Source organism: Cupriavidus agavae, from assembly GCF_004217045.1.
Taxonomy (GTDB): domain Bacteria; phylum Pseudomonadota; class Gammaproteobacteria; order Burkholderiales; family Burkholderiaceae; genus Cupriavidus; species Cupriavidus agavae.
The window spans coordinates 1,546,369-1,567,401 of the sequence record NZ_SGXM01000001.1 but is presented as its reverse complement, the minus strand read 5'-3'; the positions used below and the strand labels follow the sequence as shown (position 1 = coordinate 1,567,401).

The 21,033-nt window shown below is 68.3% G+C and carries 15 protein-coding genes, 1 tRNA gene and 1 pseudogene; 9 read left to right on the top strand and 8 right to left on the bottom strand.

Features of this window, described 5'->3' with window-relative positions; translation table 11 throughout:
• The first annotated feature begins 67 nt into the window (after positions 1 to 67).
• Positions 68 to 1,453 carry an 8-oxoguanine deaminase gene (locus EV147_RS07060; protein ID WP_130390392.1) on the top strand — a complete coding sequence of 462 codons (1,386 nt, stop codon included), beginning with the start codon at positions 68 to 70 and terminating at the stop codon, positions 1,451 to 1,453.
• A gap of 68 nt (positions 1,454 to 1,521) precedes the next feature.
• Here EV147_RS07060 and EV147_RS07055 read toward each other — a convergent pair.
• Positions 1,522 to 1,597, bottom strand: a tRNA-Lys gene (locus tag EV147_RS07055).
• Positions 1,598 to 1,886: 289 nt separating this feature from the next.
• On the opposite strand from EV147_RS07055, the gene EV147_RS07050 reads away from it, so the two are divergent.
• On the top strand, positions 1,887 to 2,150 hold the full coding sequence (locus tag EV147_RS07050; RefSeq protein WP_130391215.1) for a DUF1488 family protein: 264 nt from the start codon (positions 1,887 to 1,889) through the stop codon (positions 2,148 to 2,150).
• Between the two features lie 129 nt (positions 2,151 to 2,279).
• Here EV147_RS07050 and EV147_RS07045 read toward each other — a convergent pair whose 3' ends face one another.
• The 5 genes from EV147_RS07045 to folD form a co-directional block, all read right to left on the bottom strand.
• Entirely contained in the window at positions 2,280 to 4,109 is a 1,830-nt protein-coding gene (locus EV147_RS07045; protein ID WP_130390391.1) for a SulP family inorganic anion transporter, read from the bottom strand.
• A gap of 13 nt (positions 4,110 to 4,122) precedes the next feature.
• Positions 4,123 to 4,920: an exodeoxyribonuclease III gene (xth, locus tag EV147_RS07040; protein WP_130390390.1), complete on the bottom strand. Its 798-nt coding sequence runs from the start codon at positions 4,918 to 4,920 to the stop codon at positions 4,123 to 4,125.
• 49 nt (positions 4,921 to 4,969) lie between these two features.
• Positions 4,970 to 5,368, bottom strand: coding sequence for a hypothetical protein (locus EV147_RS07035; RefSeq protein ID WP_130390389.1), 399 nt, complete (start codon positions 5,366 to 5,368; stop codon positions 4,970 to 4,972).
• Positions 5,369 to 5,421: 53 nt separating this feature from the next.
• Entirely contained in the window at positions 5,422 to 7,524 is a 2,103-nt protein-coding gene (locus EV147_RS07030) for a M3 family metallopeptidase (protein ID WP_130390388.1), read from the bottom strand.
• A 140-nt stretch (positions 7,525 to 7,664) separates the two neighbouring features.
• Complete coding sequence (gene folD / locus EV147_RS07025) at positions 7,665 to 8,522, bottom strand: bifunctional methylenetetrahydrofolate dehydrogenase/methenyltetrahydrofolate cyclohydrolase FolD (protein ID WP_130390387.1); 858 nt, start codon at positions 8,520 to 8,522, stop codon at positions 7,665 to 7,667.
• Between the two features lie 155 nt (positions 8,523 to 8,677).
• Between folD and EV147_RS07020 the strand changes: the two genes are divergently transcribed.
• The 7 genes and pseudogenes from EV147_RS07020 to EV147_RS06995 all read left to right on the top strand — a co-directional run bounded on the left by EV147_RS07020 (position 8,678) and on the right by EV147_RS06995 (position 17,408).
• Complete coding sequence (locus tag EV147_RS07020) at positions 8,678 to 9,370, top strand: hypothetical protein (protein WP_130390386.1); 693 nt, start codon at positions 8,678 to 8,680, stop codon at positions 9,368 to 9,370.
• 206 nt (positions 9,371 to 9,576) lie between these two features.
• Positions 9,577 to 9,747: a hypothetical protein gene (locus EV147_RS25915; protein WP_157994671.1), complete on the top strand. Its 171-nt coding sequence runs from the start codon at positions 9,577 to 9,579 to the stop codon at positions 9,745 to 9,747.
• 137 nt (positions 9,748 to 9,884) lie between these two features.
• Positions 9,885 to 10,829: a lysophospholipid acyltransferase family protein gene (locus EV147_RS07015; RefSeq protein ID WP_130390385.1), complete on the top strand. Its 945-nt coding sequence runs from the start codon at positions 9,885 to 9,887 to the stop codon at positions 10,827 to 10,829.
• A complete protein-coding gene (locus tag EV147_RS07010) occupies positions 10,829 to 12,922 on the top strand; it encodes an ATP-binding cassette domain-containing protein (RefSeq protein ID WP_130390384.1) in 2,094 nt (697 codons plus the stop codon). The genes EV147_RS07015 and EV147_RS07010 overlap by 1 nt, the downstream gene beginning before the upstream one ends.
• Positions 12,919 to 14,082, top strand: a complete 1,164-nt coding sequence (locus EV147_RS07005) for an efflux RND transporter periplasmic adaptor subunit (protein WP_130390383.1) — start codon at positions 12,919 to 12,921, stop codon at positions 14,080 to 14,082. The genes EV147_RS07010 and EV147_RS07005 overlap by 4 nt, the downstream gene beginning before the upstream one ends.
• Positions 14,079 to 16,038, top strand: a pseudogene (locus EV147_RS07000) (MacB family efflux pump subunit). Before EV147_RS07005 ends, EV147_RS07000 begins: the two are co-directional and overlap by 4 nt.
• 5 nt (positions 16,039 to 16,043) lie before the next feature.
• A complete protein-coding gene (locus EV147_RS06995) occupies positions 16,044 to 17,408 on the top strand; it encodes an efflux transporter outer membrane subunit (RefSeq protein ID WP_130390382.1) in 1,365 nt (454 codons plus the stop codon).
• A 58-nt stretch (positions 17,409 to 17,466) separates the two neighbouring features.
• Here the strand turns inward: EV147_RS06995 and EV147_RS06990 are convergent, their stop codons facing one another.
• On the bottom strand, positions 17,467 to 18,099 hold the full coding sequence (locus tag EV147_RS06990) for a response regulator transcription factor (RefSeq protein WP_130390381.1): 633 nt from the start codon (positions 18,097 to 18,099) through the stop codon (positions 17,467 to 17,469).
• 138 nt (positions 18,100 to 18,237) lie between these two features.
• On the bottom strand, positions 18,238 to 20,829 hold the full coding sequence (locus EV147_RS06985; RefSeq protein ID WP_130390380.1) for a PAS domain S-box protein: 2,592 nt from the start codon (positions 20,827 to 20,829) through the stop codon (positions 18,238 to 18,240).
• Between the last annotated feature and the right edge of the window lie 204 nt (positions 20,830 to 21,033).

Genomic DNA, 21,033 nt, shown 5'->3' with positions numbered 1-21,033 from the left:
GCGCTTTGGGCGGCCTGCGGGCGGCAAGTAGACTTCGGCTCGTACACATCCGAGACGGAAGACAACCATGACCCTGATCCTCCAGCACGCCGACGTCCTGGTCACCATGGACGCCCAGCGCCGCGAGATTGCCGATGGTGCGCTCGTCGCCAATGGTCCGGCCATCGAGTGGGTGGGGCCTACCGCCGAGCTGCCCCCGCAGTACCGCCGCCTGGTCGACGAAGGCGGCGCCGAGGTCATCGACATGCGCGGCCATGTGGTCACGCCGGGCCTGGTCAATACCCACCACCACATGTACCAGAGCCTGACGCGCGCCGTGCCGGCCGCGCAGGACGCCGAGCTGTTCGGCTGGCTGACCAATCTCTACATGATCTGGTCGCACCTGACGCCCGAGATGATCCGCGTCTCGACCCAGACCGCGATGGCCGAACTGATGCTGTCCGGTTGTACGACCACGAGCGACCACCTCTACCTGTACCCGAACGGCTCCCGCCTCGACGATTCGATCGACGCCGCGCGACAGATCGGCATGCGCTTCCACGCCGCACGCGGCTCGATGAGCGTGGGGCGCAGCCAGGGCGGGCTGCCGCCCGATGTGGTGGTGGAGACCGAGCCGGCCATCCTGCGCGACAGCCAGCGGCTGGTGGAGCAGTATCACGACGCCTCGCGCCACGCCATGCTGCGCGTGGTGCTGGCGCCGTGCTCGCCGTTCTCGGTATCGCGCGACCTGATGCGCGAGTCGGCGGTGATGGCGCGCCACTACGGCGTGTCGCTGCACACCCATCTGGCCGAGAACGACAACGACATCGCCTATTCGCGGGAAAAGTTCGGCATGACGCCGGCGCAGTACGCCGAGGACCTGGGCTGGGTCGGGCACGATGTCTGGCACGCGCATTGCGTGAAGCTTGACGAGGAGGGCGTGGCGCTGTTCGCGCGCACCGGTACCGGCGTGGCGCATTGTCCGTGCTCGAACATGCGGCTGGCGTCGGGCATCGCGCCGATCCGCCGCATGCGCGACGCCGGTGTGCCGGTGGGGCTGGGGGTGGACGGCAGCGCCTCCAACGATGGCGCGCATCTGCTCGGCGAAGCGCGGCAGGCAATGCTGCTGCAGCGCGTGGGCTTCGGCCCGGCGGCGATGAGTGCGCGCGAGGCGCTGGAGATTGCCACGCTCGGCGGCGCGCGGGTGCTGAACCGTGATGATATTGGCGCGCTGGCGCCGGGCATGTCGGCTGACATCGTCGCGTTCGACATGTCGGACGTCGGATTTGCGGGGGCCGGGCATGACCCCGTGGCGGCGCTGGTGTTCTGCACGCCGGCCAATGTGTCGACCAGCATCATCAATGGCCGGCCGGTGGTGCGCGACGGTGTGCTGCTGACGGCCGATCTGCCGCATGTGCTGGCCGATCACCGGCGCCTCGCGCGCACGCTGTTCGAGCGCTCGCAGGCGGCGTAGGGGCGGAAAAGCCTGGCGCCGGAAAGCAAAAGGCCGGAAGCATCGCTGCTTCCGGCCTTTCTTGTGTCTGGTGGGGCGTGAGTGACTCGAACACTCGACCTACGGATTAAGAGTCCGCTGCTCTACCAACTGAGCTAACGCCCCGACGAAGACCGAGATTCTAGCAGGATTTTCCGCGTTGTCAAACGTTTCGTGAAAGGCCCCGAAAGTGGTGGTCCGACTGCGCGCGGCAACCGTCCGCGTGATCGAAACGATCGGGCACATCACGCTGACACATGCGTGCGTCATGCTCGCGGCAAACGAGATCCGATGGGTCGATGACCGCGACGAATGAGACGAATCGCATTCGGCATGGCTTGTGCAGGGGATCACAGACGATTTCCGCAAAGCCATGTTAGGATGCTTCTCCACTTGCATATGGAGGGCTGTGATGATGGAAATCAAATTCCAGGAGCAAGACCGCTACGACATCAACAATGAGGGTTTGCTGTTCCACGCGGTGGTCAATGGTGAACAAGTGACCTGTGTGGTAACGCGCGAAGCGCTCTGGGAAGGCTTCAGTGCCGACCAGGTGTTGTCGCTGGAAGAGGCGTTCCGCGCCGGTCGTGACACGATCGAACGCGCGGCCGTGGTGCTGATCGAGCAGGGCGTGCCCCAGCCGGTCGTGGTCAAGCGCGCGCACGTAGCGCCGGTCTGAGGACCGACCGACGGCAGCAACCCTCCGCCGCCGGTTCTGGTCCTGTTGTCACGACAGGCCGGCCGGCGCGCTACATTCCTACCGTATCTCGTAATAACTTCAAATTTGTCTGGTTGAACCGATCGCCGCTCAGGCCGGGTGACGCGTTTGTGCGTCCGCTTGCGTCGTGCCGCGATGGTCGGGGCCGCCCGGACGGGCTGCGCATTCCTCGAAGATGCGCACATGGCACTGCGCACAGATCTCGGGCGAGAGCCTGGCGATGATCGTGCGGAGCGCCTGTCGCTTGGTCGGGAAGATATGGTCCGGCCCGAGCTTGTCGGCGAAGCCGGTCTGCGTCCACGTTTCCAGCACCTGCGTGCGCGGCCGGTGGAAGTAGAGGTCGCCGCCTTCGGCGCGCCGCTCGGCCAATTCGGCCTCCCACATTTCAGCGCCGGCCAGGTCGATGAAATTCATGCTCTTGGTCATCGCCAGCAGGTGTTTCTGGTCCGCGTCGACGGTGCGCAGCCAGTGCAGGCGGTCGGTCACGTACTGCACCGCGCCGAAGTAGATGGCACCTTCCATGCGCAGCAGTTTCAGCTGCGGGCATTCTGGCTGCGGACGTCGTAATTCGTCCAGAGGAGTGAAGCGGCGGCCCGGGTCGTCGGCGTCGGGCACGAGGCTGCGCACGGCCGGGCGCGAGGTGCGGTACAGGTAGGCCACCAGCGACAGGATCGTGCCGAGCAGCACGGCCATCTCCAGCCGGATCACGAGCGTGGCGACGAAGGTGCCCACCGCGATGGCGAACTCGGTGCGCGACAGCCGGGCAATGCGGCCCAGGCGCTTGAAGTCGAACAGGCCCCAGGCCACGAGCAGCAGCATGGCGGCAATGGCCGCCAGCGGAATCTGTGCCAGCAGCGGCGCGCTGACCATGACCAGCACCACGAGCAGCAGTGCCGAGAACACGCTGGCCAGCGGCGTCTGTGCGCCGGCCTCGAAGTTCGGCATCGAGCGGTTCAGCGAGCCGCACGAGATATAGCCCGAGAACAGGCCGCCCGCGATGTTCGACAGGCCCTGGCCGATGAACTCGCGATTGGCGTCGACGTGCTGGCCCGAGCGCAGCGCCACGGCCTTGGCGATCGAGATCGACTGGCCCAGCGCCACGATGGTCAGTGCGGCGGCAATGCCGAGCAGGTCGGGCACCGTGCGCCAGTTGATGTCGGGCACGTGGAACGGCGGGATGGCCGAGGGGATCGGCCCCACCACGTTGACGTGCTGCGCGGCGGCCCAGCCGCTATGGTTGAGCAGCATCGCGGTGCCGTAGCCGGCCAGCAGGCCCAGCAGCATGAACGGCAGCCGGCGCCACACGCGCTTGATGGCGATGGTCACCGCCAGCGTGACGGCGCCCACGATCAGCGCGCTGGCATTGACCGTATCCACATTGTCGAACAGGAAGCGCACCACGCCGAAGGCGCTGGTGCCCGTGGGCACGGCCAGGCCGAACAGGTCCTTGAGCGCGTAGAGCCCGATCAGCGTGGCGGCGCCGCAGGTAAAGCCGAGCAGCACCGAGGGCGAGATGAAGTTGGCCAGCGAACCCAGCCGCAGCGCCCCCACGGCTAGTTGCAGCACGCCCACCAGCATCGTCACGGCCAGCGCCAGCGCGATGTAGGCGGGGCTGCCGGCGAACGCCACGGGGCTCAGCATCGCAAACAGCGCGAGCGAGTTGGCGTTGGTTGGCCCCGACATCACATGCCAGCTCGACCCGAACAGCGCCGCGACGATGCACGGCACCACGGCCGTGTAGATGCCGTACTGCGGCGGCAGGCCCGCCAGCGTGGCGAAGGCCACGCCCTGCGGCAGCACCAGCACGGCGCCGAGCAGCCCGGCAATCGCGTCGGCGCGCAGCGTCAGCGGTGTCACGCGCCGCAGCCAGGGGAACCAGCGTTGCAGGGCAGGGGGGTGGGCGCGGGCGGCGACGCTCATCGGTGGGCCGCGGTCAGGCGAGGTCGAGCGAGGCCACGACCGGCGTATGGTCGGACGGCTGCTCCCAGCGGCGCGGTTCCTTGTCGATCATGCAGGTGCTGCAGCGCCCGGCCAGCGCCGGCGACAGCAGGATATGGTCGATGCGCAGCCCCGCGTTGCGGCGGAAGCCCATCATGCGGTAATCCCACCAGGAGAACGTCTTCTCGGGCTGCTCGAACATCCGGAACGAATCCACGAAACCCATGGCGATCAGTGCCTTGAACGCATCGCGCTCCTGCGGGGAGACCAGGTTCTGGCCTTCCCATTTGGCGGGATCGTGCACGTCGCGGTCTTCGGGGGCGATGTTGAAATCGCCCAGCAGCGCCAGCTTCGGGTACCTGGCCATCTCGGCGCGCAGCCAGTCGGTCATGGCCTTGAGCCAGTCGAGCTTGTAGACGAACTTGTCGGAGTCGAGCGCCTGGCCGTTCGGGAAGTAGGCGCTGATCAGGCGCACGTCGCCATAGGTGCCGGCCACCACGCGCTGCTGCGCGTCCTCGTACCCGGGAATGTTGCGCACCACGTCGGTGGGCGCCGGCATGGTGCCGTCGCGCGCCACGATGGCCACGCCGTTATAGGTCTTCTGGCCGGTGTAGACGCTGTGGAAGCCGGCGGCTTCCAGTTCGGCCAGCGGGTACTTGTCGTCGGGCAGCTTCAGTTCCTGCAGGCACAGCGCGTCCACGGGCGTGCCGGCGGCGTCCTGGGCGGCCAGCCATTGCAAGACCTGGGGAAGGCGGACCTTCAGGGAGTTGACGTTCCAGCTGGCAATTCTCATCGGTGGCTCTGGTTTTATTCTTCGGGGGTTGTCCGGCCCGGACAGCATGCTACCCGCCCAGCAGGTCGCGCTGGTTCAGGATAGCGAAAGCGATTTCCGGATGGTTGTCCATGCTGCGCCGGATGGCCGCCGGGATGGCCTGCCGCGTCTTGCGGCACAGGCCCGGCTGGTCGGCCATTTCGATGCGGAAGCCGCGCGTGGTGCGCACGACATTGTCGCTGGGCGTGATCGAAATCTCCATGCCGAGCAGGTCGCGCATGCGCGCCTGCATGCGCAGCAGTTCGTCGAGCGACGCCACGTTCTCCAGCCTTTCGACGAGCTTCTTCTCTTCCTGCTGCGTCAGTTGCAGGATGCGCAGGTCGGCGCCGGGGTCGGCCAGCAGCGCCTCGCGGTTGCAGACGCAGGCGCCCGGCGGACATTCCTTGCGAATCGGGAAAGGAAGGTCCATGGCCGGGCGCCGGTGGCGGGATCAGGCGATCAGGCGTTCAGGCGTTCAGGCGATCAGGCCGCCGCAGCCGTCTCGGCCATGCCGCCGTGGCGCAGCAGCGCGTCGATCTGCGGGGCGCGGCCGCGGAATGCGACGAACGATTCCATGGCCGGCCGGCTGCCGCCCACCGACAGGATCTCGCGCCGGTACCGCTCGCCCACCGCGCTGTCGAGCACGCTGCCCGACAGGTTGCCGGCTTCCTCGAACGCCGCGTAGACGTCGGCGGACAGCACCTCGGCCCACTTGTAGCTGTAGTAGCCGGCCGCGTACCCGCCCGCGAAGATGTGGCTGAACGTGTTCGGCCAGCGCGACAGCGCCGACTGCGGCACCACGTGCTTGCTGTCGTTGATCTGGCGCGACAGTTCCAGCACCGAGACCGTGCCCTGGGGATCGAAATCGGTGTGCAGGTGCATGTCGAACGACGAGAACACGATCTGGCGCAGCGTCATCATGCCGTTCTGGAAGTTCTTGGCCGCCAGCATCCGGTCGAACAGCGCGCGGGGCAGCGGGGCGCCGGTTTCCACGTGGGCCGTCATCGTTTCCAGCACCTCGTATTCCCAGCAGAAGTTCTCCATGAACTGCGACGGCAGTTCCACGGCATCCCACTCCACGCCGTTGATGCCCGAGACGCCGAGGTCGCCCACCTGCGTCAGCATGTGGTGCAGGCCGTGGCCGAACTCGTGGAACAGCGTGATGACCTCGTCATGCGTGAACAGCGCCGGCTTGCCGCCGACCGGCGCCGTGAAGTTGCACGTCAGATAGGCCACCGGCGTCTGCACGGTGCCGTTGCCGCGTTCCTTGCGGCCCCGGGCGTCGTCCATCCAGGCGCCGCCGCGCTTGCCTTCGCGGGCGTACAGGTCGATATAGAACTGCGCCAGCAGCGCGCCCTGCGGCGACACCACGCGGAAAAAGCGCACGTCCGGGTGCCAGGTCTGGGCGGTGTCCGGCCGGATGCTGACCGAGAACAGCTTCTCGACCACGCCGAACAGCCCTTCCAGCACCTTGGGCTCCTGGAAGTACTGTTTCACCTCGTCGTCGGAGAACGCGTAGCGCTTCTGGCGCAGCTTCTCCGAGGCGTAGGCCACGTCCCACGGTTCGATCCTGTCGAGGCCCAGTTCGCTTGATGCAAACTGTTGCAGTTCCTTCCAGTCGGCTTCGGCGTAGGGGCGGGCCTTGACGGCCAGTTCATCGAGGAACTTCAGCACGTCGGCCGGCGATTCGGCCATCTTCGGCACCAGCGAGACCTCGCCGTAGTTGGCGTAGCCCAGCATCCGGGCTTCCTCGCGGCGCAGCGCGAGTTGGTCGCGCATGTTGGCGGTGTTGTCCCAGTCGGCCTGGCCGCTGTTGTACTGCGGGCCCAGTTCCGAGGCGCGCGTGACGCTGGCCTCGTACATCGTGCGGCGCAGCGCGCGGTCGTCGGCGTACTGCAGCACCGGGTAGTACGACGGGAAATGGAGCGTGAACTTGTAGCCCGGCTTGCCGTCCTTCCCGGCGGCCAGCCTGGCGGCTTCCTGGGCATCGGCCGGGATGCCGGCCAGCCGCGCGCCATCTTCTATATAGAGGGCGTAGCCGTTGGTGGCGTCGAGCACGTGGTCGGAGAACGCCTTCGACAACTGGGCCTGCTCTTCCTGGATCTCGGCAAAGCGCGGCTTGCGGTCTTCGGCCAGTTCGGCGCCGCCCAGGCGGAAGCCGCGCAGCTCGTTTTCGAGCAACTGCTTGCGCGCCGGGCTCAGGCCGGCGAACTCGGGGCCGGCGGCCACGGCCTTGTACTTCTCGTACAGCGCCAGGCTCTGGCCCAGCGACGACCAGAATTCGGTCATGCGCGGCAGGTTGTCCGCATGGGCCTTGCGCAGTTCGGGCGTGTCCGCCACGGCGCTCAGGTGGCCCACCACGCCCCAGGCGCGGCCCAGCGGCTCGGTGGCGGTTTCCAGCGCCTCGACGGCGGTGTTCCAGGTGGCCGGCGTGGCCGGGTCTTCGGCGCGGTCGACGGCGGCCTGCGCCTGCGCCAGCAGCACGTCCAGTGCCGGGCCGATGTGCTCGGGGCGGATCTCGGCGAAGCGCGGCAGATCGGAGAAATCGAGCAGCGGATTGTTGGCGCGGTCGGTGGTATCAGTCATGGCAATTCCCGGCTGGTGGGCCGCGCGACTGGGACGGCGCGGCACGTTACCTGTGCAAGATGAGGCCTTTGGGCCCAAATATCCAGTACGACTTTGCTATGGGTGCGATTGAGGCGCCGGCAGGGCGCCTCCGGCGGGCCTCAGCCCAGCCCGGCCACGCGCTCGGCCGATTCCAGCGTGTTGACCAGCAGCATCGTGATCGTCATCGGACCCACGCCGCCCGGCACCGGGGTGATGTAGCCGGCCACCTCGCGCACGCCGGCAAAGTCCACGTCGCCGCACAGCTTGCCGGCATCGTCGCGGTTCATGCCCACGTCGATCACGGCGGCGCCGGGCTTGACCATGTCGGCCGTGATGATGTTGCGGCGGCCCACCGCGGCCACGATCACGTCGGCGTCACGGGTATGGGCGGCCAGGTCGCGCGTCTTGCTGTTGCAGATGGTGACGGTGGCGCCGGCCTGCAGCAGCATCATCGCCATCGGCTTGCCGACGATGTTCGACGCGCCCACCACCACGGCACGCGCGCCGCGCAGCGGGAACTGCACCGACTCCAGCATCTTCATGCAGCCATACGGCGTGCACGGGCGGAACAGCGGGGCGCCGGTCATCAGCGCGCCCGCGTTGGCCACGTGGAAGCCGTCGACGTCCTTCCCGGGGGCGATGGCTTCGAGCACCTTGTGGCTGTCGATGTGCTTCGGCAGCGGCAATTGCACCAGGATGCCGTGGATCTTCGGGTCCTGGTTCAGCGCGTCGATGCGGGCCAGCAGGTCGGCTTCGGAAAGGTCGGCCGGGTAGCGGTCCAGCGACGAATGAAAGCCGTTGTCCTCGCAGGCCTTGACCTTGTTGCGCACATAGACCTGGCTGGCCGGGTCTTCGCCCACGAGCACCACGGCCAGGCCGGGCTGGTGGCCGGCGGCGGTCAGGCGGGCGGCGCGCTGGGCGGCTTCGGCACGGATATGTTTGGCGAGGGCGTTACCGTCGATCAGTTGTGCGGACATGGGATACGTGGCTGGAATGACTGGAAAGGCGGGCGCCGGGCCGGGGGCGGCGGCGCGAAACCGGGATTATAAAGGCTCCGGCGCGGCGCGACGGCATCCCGGCGCGCTTGATCGCATGCAAGTGGCCGCGGCGGGCGGGCTGCTAGCATCCGCCCATGCACATCGAAAAATCTTCAATTCTGGAGTTCCTGGCGGTCTGGCCGCTGCCCACGCTGGCGGTGGGCGTGCTGCTCTGGGCAGTGATGCAACGGCCGTGGCAAGTGCTGCAGCGCGAGCCGATCCAGCATGCGTGGCTGGGATCGCTGGTCTTGCTGACGCTGCTGTGGTCCGCGCGGGCCACGGTGGGCCACGACGTGGTGATCCAGTTGACCGGCGCCACGCTGGCCGTGACGATGTTCGGCCTGCCGCTGGCGCTGATCTCGCTGGCGCTGGCCAATGTGGTCTCGCTGCTCGGCCTGGCCTACTTGTCAGGGCAGGCGTGGCCGGACATCGGCTGGGTGGCGCTGGCGCCGCGCTTCATCTGGATGGCGGCGGTGCCCGCGCTCGTCACGGCGGCGCTGCAGGCGGTGCTGCGCCGCCGCCTGCCCCGGCACCTGTTCGTCTTCATCCTCGGGCATGGCTATTTCGCGGCGCTGCTGGCGTCCATGGTGGCAGGCGGCCTGCGCGTGGCGTGGCTGGTGCAGACCTCGGCGCCCGGCGGGGCCGGACTGAGTGTGGCGGACCGGCTGACCGGGGTCGTCATCATGGCCTTTGGCGACGCGTTCCTGACCGGCATGTTGGTGGCGATATTCGTCGTGTTTCGTCCGCACTGGGTGTTGACTTTCAACGGGCGCGAATATCTGGCGTAGCAGAGCCTGCAATATCAGAAGTATCGCGGCTACTTGATTGCAGCGCTGTAATTTAAGCTTTCTTCGATTTTCACGTCTCTGCCGTCTGCCTAGTATTCCGGTTATCCGGAGTGTTTTCCAACGGGCTCCGGACGATGGGGCGGTCTTGCATGCGCCGCAAGCCGGTACCCATCAGATAAACAGGCGCGATTTTGCACTCGAAGAAAATGTCAGACACCCAAGCCAGGATTCAGAAGCTCAGTCCGCAGCAGGCCATGGCGGTGGTTGGCGGAAAACGTCAGATGTTCAAGACGTTCGAAGGCTGCCGCAGCCGTTATGCCCAATGCAAGAAGGACTCGAAGACCGGCCAGTGGTACGCCAATACCCCTGGTAAATAATCGTCGGTTCTCGAGATTGGTGTTTTACCCGTGATTATTCCCGTCGGAAGGAATACTCACGAAGGACGGCCGGATATTCCGGCCGTTTCTCCTGGCAACGGCTTTCTGGTTTCTCCTCCCATTCGCAGGTCCTCATCATGCAGCTATCCATTGCCATTTCGCTCGGCAGGGCGGGTATCGCGGCCGCGCTCGCACGCGCCCGCAGCCGGCTGGCGGCTCGCCTGAGCGCGGCCCTTGGTGCGGCGTTCTGGTCCTGCATGCCTGTCCGGCTGGCGGCGTCGCTGGCCCGGCTGCCCTGGCGGATTGGCCGGGAGGCGGCCCGCGACCGGGCGCGCGCCCGGACCTGGCGGGAGAACCAGCGCAAACTGCTTGGCGTGGCGCCGCGCCAGGGCTATGCCGCGCTGGTGCGCCGCCGCCTCGTGCTGGAATCGGCGATGTACCACACCGAGTCCGGGCTGGTGGGCATGCTCGAAGCCTGCGCCGCCGAACTGGCGATGGCGCGCGAAAACATGGTCGCGCAGGGTTTCACGCCGGTTTTCGCGCCGCTCCATGTCTGCTCCGACGCGCTGGCCGTAGCGGTCATTTCCCTGGTGCCGCCCCGGCGCACCCACACCATTTCCATTTACGCGGCCGGGCACTACGGCGCCGACGAGGCCGCCGCCTTTGCGCGGCGCGATGCGGTGATGATCCAGCATCACCCGGACGAGCCGGCCGCCGCGCGCCGGGCCATGTTGCGCGAGATGCGTGCAAACCACGCCAATCTCGCCATTTTTCCGGACATCCTGCCGCAATTCACCGAGGCCCATCTGGGGCGAGCCATGCGCACGCATCCGGTGACGCTGTTCGGCCGTCCGGCCCGGCTGCATGGCGGCGCCGGGGAGCTGGCCCGGCTGGTGGGCGGCCGGTTGATTCCCTTTTATGTGTTCTGGGAGGGCGGACGGCTTGCGATCCGCGTTTTTCCTCCTTGTGTGGATGGCAACGACGTCGCACGCTGTCTTGAGCAGGCCCTGCGGGAGCATGGCGACCAATGGCTGCTCTGGCATTTTCCGTCGCTGTTCTATTTCAATGACGGGGGCCAGTAATGCTCCAGACGATCTTTCCCCATACCCTGCGGGGCCTGCACGATATCGAGCCGGTCTACCAGGGCGAGACGTCCGAATGCGGGCTGGCCTGCCTGGCCATGCTGCTCGGTTCCCTTGGCATTCCCGCCGATCTGGCGGAACTGCGAGCCCGCTACGGCGCGCCGCAGCTCGGCATGTCACTGGCCGACCTGTCCGAAGTGCTGGCCGGCTACGGCATTGCGTCCGATCCGGTCCGGTTCGGGCGTGGTGCGCTGGCGGAACTGCCGTTGCCGGCCATTCTCCACGTCGGCGGCAATCATTTCGTGCTGGTGATGCGGGCTGGCGGCGACCTGTTCCAGGTCTACGATCCGGCGATGGGCGAGCAGATGCTGCCCGCTGGCGTGCTTGCCGCCTCCGCCTCGGGCTACGCGCTGATCCTTGACGAATCGGTGCACCCGCACCCGCATGCCGCACCCCGGTCCCATGCGCTGGCTTCGCTGGTCGACCGTGCCGGCGGTACCGGGCTGATTGGCCTGACGCTGCTGGTGTCGTTGCTGTCGTTCGTGACGCCGCTGTTTGTCGGGCCAGCCGTGGACCGCATGCTCGGGGCTGACGGCATGGCGGCCTACCTGCGCATCGGGGTGGCCTTCCTGCTGGCCACGGTGGCGGCGTTCTTCTTCATGCGCCTGGCCGCCCGGCTGATGTACCTGCGCTGCGCCATGACGGGCATGCGGGCGCTCGACAACGGGTTCGGCCTGCTGGTGGAGAACCGGCTGCGCTACTTCTCGCGGCGCTTTCCGGGCGAGATCGTCGAGCGCTTTACCGCCTATGGCTTCGCGGCGCTCGACCGCGTCAGGCTCTCCAACACGATGCTGTGTTCGGTCGTGGTGTCGGTCGTGGCGATTGCGGCGATGGCCTGGCTGCAGCCGTGGCTGGCGGTGGTCAGCGTGTCGGGCATCGCCGTGTCGGGCCTGCTGACGCAGCGCTTCAAGGGCGAGGAGCAGGGCCTGAGGCTGGAATCGGAGCAGGCGGCGGCGGACCAGCAGCAGTTCCTGCTGGAAACCGTGCTCGGCATCACGGCCTGGAAATCGGCGCTCGCCACGCACCGCCGGGCCGCGGACTACGGCGACCATGGCCTGCGCATCACCGACACCTGGCGGCGCAAGGCCAACCTGCTGATACGGCAGGAAACCAGCTACATGCTGCTCGGCAATATCGAGTTGCTGGTCATGCTGGGGGTGGCCGCGTCGGCCATGCTGGCCGGCCAGCTATCGTTCGGTGCCTTCTACGCGTTCGTGTTCCTGCGGCAGATCGCCTTTGGCGCGGCCACGGCCGGTTACGGCGCCTGGCTGGCGGCGCGTTCCAACCATGTGGCGAACGAACGGGCGCGCGACCTCTTCGAGCAGGAGCGCGACGCGGACCTGCCTGACCCGGCACCGTGGCACGACGCGATCCGGGTCGAGCATCTGGTGTTCCAGCACGAGAGCAGCCCGGTGGCGCTCTCAGAGATCGAACTCGGCATCCGGCCCGGCGAGAAGATCGCGCTGCTTGGTGCTTCGGGTGCCGGTAAATCCACTTTGCTGACGCTGCTGTCCGGCCTCGACCTGCCCGATGACGGCGTGCTGTGGATCGACGGGGCCGAGGCGCCGTGGCCGGCGCTGCGCCGCCATATGTACCTGCAGACCTCGGCCGATATCCTGTTCGGCGGCTCGGTGCTCGACAACGTGACGATGTTCGCGGCGCGGCCCGACCGGCTGGCGGCGCTGCGGCTGATCGATGACGTCGGGCTCGGGGAGCGCATTGGCGCGCTGCCGGCCGGCATCGACACGGTCGTCAGCGAGGCCACGGCGTCGCTGTCTTCCGGCGAGCGGCAACGGCTGATGGTGGCGCGGGCACTGTACGCGCGGCGCAGCATCGGCCTGTTCGACGAACCCACGGCCAATCTCGATGGCGAAAGCGCCCGCCAGGTGATGGCGGCGATCACGGCGGGGCGCCAGGCGGCGGTGGTCGTGACCCATGACCGGACGTACCTGCCGATGTTCGATACCGTCTATGAACTGGCGGACGGCGTGCTGGTGCGCGTGGTCCCCGCCGGGGACGGAGCCACCTCATGAGCGGGTTGCGTCATGCGCGATGGCTGGCGGCGCTGGGGGCCGCTGGCCTGCTGGCGGCCGGCGGCGGGTGGCTGCTGCAGCCGGCGCCTGCCGAATTCGATACCGTGCCGGTGGCGCGCGCCGACATCGAGGAGGCGGTGCTGGCCTCGGGCACGCTGACGCCGGTCCGGCAGGTCAGTGTCGGCGCCCAGGTCAGCGGCCAGTTGAAGTCGCTGAAGGTGGCGCTGGGCGAGCGCGTGGTCAAGGGCCAGTTGCTGGCCGAGATCGATCCCATCCTGCAGCAGAACGAGCTGTTGCAGGCCGAAGCCGCCTTGCAGAACCTCAAGGCGCAGCGCGCCGCGCAGGTGGCGCTGCGGCGGCAGCACGAACTGGCGCTGCGGCGCGAGCAGGCACTGCGCGCCGACGATGCCAACGCCGTGGCCGATCTCGAACTGGCGCAAAGCCAGGCCGATACCACGCGCGCCAACATTGCCGCGCTCGACGCGCAGCTCAGGCAGGGCCGGGCGGCGGTGGAGACGGCGCGCGCCAACCTGGCCTATACGCGCATCTCGGCGCCGATGGACGGGCAGGTGATCGCCATCGTGACGCAGGAGGGCCAGACCGTGGTGTCGGCACAGGCGGCGCCCACGATCCTGGTGCTGGCGGAACTCGACCAGATGCTGGTCAAGGCGCGCATCTCGGAGGCCGATGTGGTGCGCGTGCGGGCGGGGCAGGAGGCGTGGTTCACGATCCTCGGCGCCGCGCAGCGGAAGTTCCACGCGCGGCTCAAGAGCGTGGAACCGGCGCCGCCGGTCGAGCAGGCGTCGCAGGACGGTATGCCGGGGCAGTCGGGCGCGGCCGGTGCGGTCTATTACAACGGGCTGCTGGAAGTGGCGAACGAAGACGGCATCCTCAGGCCGTCGATGACGGCGCAGGTGTCGATCGTGCTCGGCCGGGCCAGCCAGGCGCTGGTGGTGCCGGCCGCGGCGGTACGCGGCCCGGATCGGGCAGGGCGGTACAGCGTGGATGTGCTGTCCGGCGGCAACGGTGCGGGGGTGGAATCCCGGCAGATCGAGACCGGGGTCAGCGACCACGTCTCGGTGCAGGTGCTGGGCGGGCTGGCGGAGGGCGAGCGCGTGGTGGTGGGCGCCCGGTCCCCGGACGACGGAGGCCAGCCATGACCGGCCCGCTGCTCGAACTGCGTGGCGTGTCGCGCGTGTACCGGAACGGCCGGGAAACCTCCACGGTGCTGTCGGGCATCGACCTGCGCATCGACGCGGGAGAGGGTGGCCATCATCGGCCGCTCCGGGTCGGGCAAGTCGACGCTGCTCAATATCCTCGGCTGCCTCGACCGGCCGAGTGCCGGGGCGTACCGCATCGCCGGGCAGGATGCCAGCCTGCTCGGCCCCGACGCGCTGGCGGCGCTGCGCCGCGAATACTTCGGCTTCATCTTCCAGCGCTATGACCTGTTGCCGCACCTGAGCGCGCTCGACAATGCCGGCATGCCGGCGCTCTACGCGGGAATGGAGCGTGCCGCACGCGACCAGCGGGCGCGCGCGCTGCTGGAGCGGCTCGGCATGGGCCACCGGCTCGACTACCGGCCCGCGCAGCTCTCGGGCGGGCAGCAGCAGCGCGTGAGCATCGCCCGGGCGCTGATGAACGGCGGGGCCGTGATCCTGGCCGACGAGCCGACCGGTGCGCTCGACCGGGCCAGCCATCATGACGTGCTCGCGCAACTGCGGGCGCTGCACCGCGAGGGCCATACGATCGTCATCGTCACGCATGATCCCGAGGTGGCGGCCAGTGCCGACCGCATCATCGAGATCCAGGATGGCGCCATCGTTGCCGACCGGCGTACCGGCGCGTGCCCGTCGGCCCGGACCAGCCAGCCGGCCAGGCTGCCGGAGCCGCCGGCCGCTGGCGGCGCGCGCCGGGCGCTTCCGTTTGCCACGCTGCGTGCCGGCCTGGGCACGGCCTGGCACGCCATGCTCACGCACCGGATGCGCGCCTTGCTGACGATGCTCGGGATCGTGATCGGAATTGCCTCGGTGATCGCCGTGGTGGGGCTGGGCGAGGGCGCCAAGCGCCGGGTGGTGGCGGATTTCCATGCGATGGGCTCGCACACCATGGACATCTACCCGGGGGCCGAGCGCGGCGGCGAAGACCCTCGCGCGCTGCAGTCGCTGCGCGAGGCCGACCTGCCGGTGCTGGCCGCCCAGCCGTACGTCGACAGCCTCAGCCCGGTGACCTACGGAACGCCTGCCCTGCGGCGCGGCAACCGCCGGCTCGACGTCTCGACGCTGGGCGTCGGCCACGCCTATGCGCGGGCCAGCAATACCCGGCTGGCGGCGGGCACGTGGTTCTCCGCGGACGATGTGGCGCGGCGCGCCCAGGTGGCCGTGATCGACGAGAACCTCAGGACGCGGCTGTTCGGTGCTCACGGCGACCCGCTGGGCGAGATCGTGCTGGTGGGGCAGGTGCCGCTGCGCATCGTGGGCGTGGCGGTTTCGCGCAAGTCGCTACTGGATGGCGACGATACGCTCTGGATCTGGCTGCCTTACACCACGCACATGTCGCGGCTGGCGCCGCAGGACTACTTCCAGGGCATCAAGCTCCGGCTCAAGCCGGGCGGCGGGGCGTGGCAGGTGGCCGACGTGGAGCGGCTGCTGGCCAGGCGCCATGGCCGCAAGGACTTCTTCGTCACGACCAACGACAGCTTCATCCGCAGTATCGAGGGCACCGCCAATGCGCTGACGCTGATGGTGTCGGCCATTGCCGTGGTGTCGCTGGTGGTGGGCGGGGTCGGCGTGATGAACATCATGCTGGTGTCGGTCAGCGAGCGCACCCGGGAGATCGGCATCCGCATGGCCGTGGGCGCCCGGCCATCGGATATCCGCCAGCAGTTCCTGATCGAGGCGGTGCTGATCTGCCTGGTGGGCGGGGTGCTCGGCGTGGTCATGGCGTGGGCCATCGGGATCGTGTTCGGCTGGCTGCAGGACGCCATTGCCATGTACCTCTCGCCGCTGGCCGTGCTGGGCGCCTGCGCGACCGCCGCTGCCACGGGCATCGGCTTCGGCTTCGTGCCGGCGCGCAATGCGTCGAAGCTCGATCCGGTGGCGGCGCTGGCGCGAGGGTGACGACGATGACGATCCGAAACTGCCTGCTCGCCGCCGCGCTCGCCAGTCTGGCCGGCTGCGGCGCGCTGCTCGAAACCCCGTATCGGGCACCGGAGGTCGAACTCCCGGACGCCTGGGAGGCACGCGGCGGCAGCGCGGCCAGCGAGGGCGAAGCCGACCACTGGTGGCAGGCGTTCGGCGACGCGCGGCTGGACAGCCTGATCGACCGGGCGCTCGCGCGCAATGCCGATCTGGCGCTTGCCGCCATCCGGCTCGAACGGGCGCGCATGCAGGCGGGACTGGCGGACACCAACCTGACGCCCGACGCCAGCCTGGGCGGCCAGTCATCGGTCAGCAAGGCGCTGCGGCACGACAATCCGAGCCAGCGCGAGTACGGCCTGACCTTCCAGCTTGGCTACGAACTGGACCTGTGGGGCAAGCTGGCGCGGACCCGCGATGCGGCGGCCTGGGCGTCGGAAGCGTCGCGTTTCGACCTGGACAGCGCGCGGCTGTCGCTGATCGGCGCCACGGCGTCGACGTACTGGACGATTGCCGAGCTGAACGCCCGGCTTGCCGATGCGCAGGCCGATATCCGCGACGCCCGCCGCATCGAGGCGCTCGTGGCGGCACGCTACCGGGCCGGCGCGGACGGGATGGCCGAACTGGCGCTGGCCCGCCGTGCGATGGCCGGAAACGAGGCCGCCTACGAGCAGTTGCTGCAGCAGCGCGAAGCGCAGCGCAGGACGCTGACGACGCTGCTCGACGAAGCCGTGCCGCTCGACGAGATCGCCGGGTTTGTCCTGCCCGACGGGCCCGAGCCGGACGTCCGGCCCGGCCTGCCCGCCAGCGTGCTGCAGGCCCGGCCCGACGTGGCCGCCGCGCAGGCGCGCATCCGTGCCAGCCTGGCGGCGCACGATGCCAGCAAGGCCGGATTTTTTCCGACGCTGTCGCTGACCGGCACGGTCGGCACCGCGCACCGCGATCTCGGCCACGTGCTGACCAACCCGATCGGCACGCTCGGGGCGGGCCTGGCGCTGCCGTTCCTGCAGTGGAATACGGTGCGGCTGAACGTGGGAATCTCGCGCACGGAGTACGAGGAATCGGTCGTGCTGTATCGCAAGACGCTGTATCAGGCGTTCGCCGAGGTCAGCGAAGCGCTGGGCCAGCGCGAAAGCCTGCTGCGCGAAGCGGCGCCACTGCTCGATGCCCGCCGGGCGGCGCAGGCGGCGGAAAAGGCTGGCGCGGCCCGCTATCGGGCCGGCAAGCAGACCATCCGGTTCTGGCTGGAGGACCGGCAGGCGCTGCGCACGGCGCAGGCGGCGGTGGAACGCAACCGGCTGAACCGGCTACGGGTGCGGATGATGTTGTATCAGGCGCTGGGGGGAGGGTGAAGCTTGCACCCCTCCCGCGTGGCGGGAGAGGGTGCTGGCCCGGAGGCAGCGGACAACCTCAGGCGTTCCGCGACAGCGCCAGCCTCAGCAGGTCGGCCACGGTGTTCACGTTGAGCTTTTCCATGATGTTGGCGCGGTGCGCCTCCACGGTCTTGATGGAAATGCCCAGGTCGTCGGCGATCTGCTTGTTCAGCCGGCCGGCCACGATGCGCTCCAGCACCTGCTGCTCGCGCGTGGTCAGCTTGCCGAGCAGGTCCTTGGCGGCGCGTTGCTCGCGGGCCGTGGAGTGGTCGGTGCGGGCCTTCTGGAGCATGCGCTCCACCAGCGAGCGCAGTTCGGACTCGTCGAACGGCTTCTCGATGAAGTCGATGGCGCCGCGCTTCATCGTGGAGACCGCCATCGGCACGTCGCCGTGGCCGGTGATGAAGACGATCGGGATGTCGATGTTCTCGGCAATCATGCGTTCCTGCAGCTCGGGGCCGCTCATGCCGGGCATGCGCACGTCGAGGATCAGGCAGGACACCGTGCTGGTGTCGTAGGCGGAGAGGAACTGCTCGGCGCTGTTGAAGCTGCGCACCTGGTAGCCGTTGCCCTCTAGCAGCCAGGTCAGCGAGTCGCGCATCGCCTCATCGTCGTCGACGATGTAGACGGTCTCGCCACGATGCGGCGTTGGGCTGGGCGTTGCGGTCATGAAGTCTCCTGGGGCAAAGTCGTTTGCAACGAAGTGTAACTGCATGCGGCGGCGCGCAACACCCCCGGGGGTGGATGTCCGGGCGCCCTCCCGATGCCCCGCGGCAGAGGTAGGCCCGGCATGCCAGGGGTGCTCCCGTTACTGTTCGGGCAGCGCCGGCTGCAGCGGCAGGGTGATTTTAAACGTACAGCCGATCCCGTCCACATTGTTTTCGACCCAGAGCCGGCCCTGGTGCGATTCGATGATGGAGCGGCAGATGTTCAGGCCCATGCCCATGCCGTCGGACTTGGTACTGAAGAACGGCTCGAACAGCCGCTCCTTGGTGGCCTCGTCCACGCCCGGGCCCTGGTCGATCACGTCGATGCAGCAACATTGACCGAACTCAACGTTTTCGATGCGGGCATGCAGCCGTACCACGCCCGTGGCGCGCATCGCGGGCAGGCCGGCCATGGCCTCCACGGCGTTCTTGAGCAGGTTGACCAGCACCTGTTCGATCAGCACCGGATCGACGTAGAGCATGACCGGCGGTGCCGGCAGGCGCGTCAGGATGGTCACGCGGCGGCGCGTGGCCTCCAGGTCGGCCAGGCCCACGGCGTCGGCCACGATGTCGTGCAGCGCGGCTTCCCGGCGCTGCGGCTGGCTGCGCTTCACGAAGCCGCGGATCCGGCTGATGATGGTGCCGGCGCGCACGGCCTGCGCCGAGGTCTTCTCCAGTACCGGAATCAGGTCTTCGGGCGTGCTGCGGCCCGAGTGCAGGCGCGCCACGGCGCCCATGCAGTAGTTGTTGATGGCGGCCAGCGGCTGGTTCAGCTCGTGGGCCAGCGACGACGCCATTTCGCCCATCGTGGTCAGCCGGCTCGTGAACTGGATGCGCTCCTCGTGCTGGCGCGCCATTTCCTCGGCCGCCTTGCGGACGGTGATGTCGGTGGCGATCTGCATCTGCGCCAGATGCCCGTCCACCCACTGGATGTAGCGGCGGCGCACTTCGAACCATTTCTGCATGTCCGGCACGAACACCTCGCGCGCGTCAGACGCGTACGGCATCAGTTCCGAGGCGGGCAGGCCGGCGTAGGCATCGACGAAGTCGGTGTTGTCGCTCGACATCTGGTCCTTGTCGAAATCGTCGCCGGCCAGCTTCAGGTGGCCCTCCGCCTCCCAGCCGAACAACTGGCGGTAGTAGCGGTTGGCGAACAGCAGTTCGGCCTTGTCGGTGGCCAGCACGGACACGGCGGCGTCCAGGCTTTCCAGCACCGTGGTGAAGCGGTCGTGGGCGGCGGCCAGTTCCTCGCGGGCGCGCTTGGGCTCGGTGATGTCCGTCATCGAACTCATCCAGCCCGTGTGGCGGCCCCGGCTGTCGACCAGCGGCGAGACGTACATCCGCGCGAAGAAGCTGCTGCCGTCGCGGCGCATCACGCGCATTTCATAGCCGGTGGCCGGCGATTTGCCCTGCAGCGTCAGGTCGATCTGCTTCTGCATCTCCTGCTGGTCGTTGGGCGGCCAGTAGGGGAAGGGCGGCACCCGGCCCACCAGCTCGGCCTCGGACCAACCCGTCATGCGGCAGAAGGCCGGGTTCACATAGGTGATGCGGCCGTTCAGATCGAGCGCCCGCAGGCCGATCAGCATCGAGTTTTCCATCGCGCGCCGGAACGATGTCTCGGCCAGCAGCGCGCGCTGCGCCTCGGAGCGGCGGCTGGTGTGCCGCCACATGCTCCACAGGCTCCAGAGCAGGAAGCACGACAGCCCCACCACCAGCCACAGCAGCATGTTGTTGGGCAGGTTCGACGGCGGCGGATAGGCGTCGGCGCGCAGCGAGAGCGAGTGGCCAGGTGGATCAAGCAGCACTTCGTAGGACAGCGCATTGCCCGGCACCGGCCGCACCGACGTGCTGGCGCGGGTCTGGTTGTTCTTGTCGATCAGCGAGAAGCGGTAGCGCTCGGTCAGCTCGGGCGGCAGCAGGTGGGTCAGGATGCCGTTGATCGAGTACAGCGCGCCGAGCGTGCCCAGGAACTCGTTGTCGCGCACGATCGGCACTTCCATCAGCATGAAGCTGTCGCCGCGGTCGTTGGTCAGCGGGCGGGAATAGACCACGCGCTGGGTCTCGCGGGCGGCGTCGAAGGTGTCGAGAACTTCCGGTTCCAGCGGCTTGTCCACCATTTCCCGCAGGCGGCCGGCAAACTCGGAGGTGGACGGCAGCGACCACCGGCCCTTGCGCGTGGCATCGAGCCAGTTGATGAAGACGATTTCCGGGTTCTCGCGCAGGATTTCCTGGGCGGCGGTGCGGTAGGCGCCCTGGTCGAGCTGCGCGGCGGCAATGTCGCGCGCCAGTGAGGCCATCTGGTCCTGGTTGCTGAGCAGCGAGAGCCGCACGCGCTGCTGCGCCCAGGCGGCGTCGCGGTATAGCGCGTCGCGCTGCTGCTGGCGCTCGGTCTCGTGCAGCGACCACAGGATGACGCCCATCGCCACCGTGAACAGCACGATGGCCACCAGCGGGATGAACATGAACCAGCTCGTCGCCACCAGGTTGCGCCAGCGCAGGATCCACAGCCGGCGCGGCGCCGGGGCCAGCGTCTCGATGGCGTCCACGTGCTCGCCGGGGTCGCCATGATCGGCGGGCGCGCCGCCCATGCGGGCGGCGTGGGCGGGCCGGGCGGGCTCGCTCACGGTGCTGGCGGCATCAGGGGGCAAAATGGCCGAGCGCAGGCCGGAGAGGATTCGTTCGAAGAACTGCATAAGGGATTGACGACTGACCGGGCAGTGTATCGGCTTTATTGCGGTGCGTCGCTTGGGGAAACCGCCTATACGCCACAAGGGCTTGGCGGCAGGCCGGGCCGGCGCGGAACCCCGCGTGCGGCGCCGTTTCTGGTGCACTGCCGCAATATTCCGCATTATAAAAAAGGAATTCGTAATCTGAAAATTTCGCTTGTCAGCCGTTGC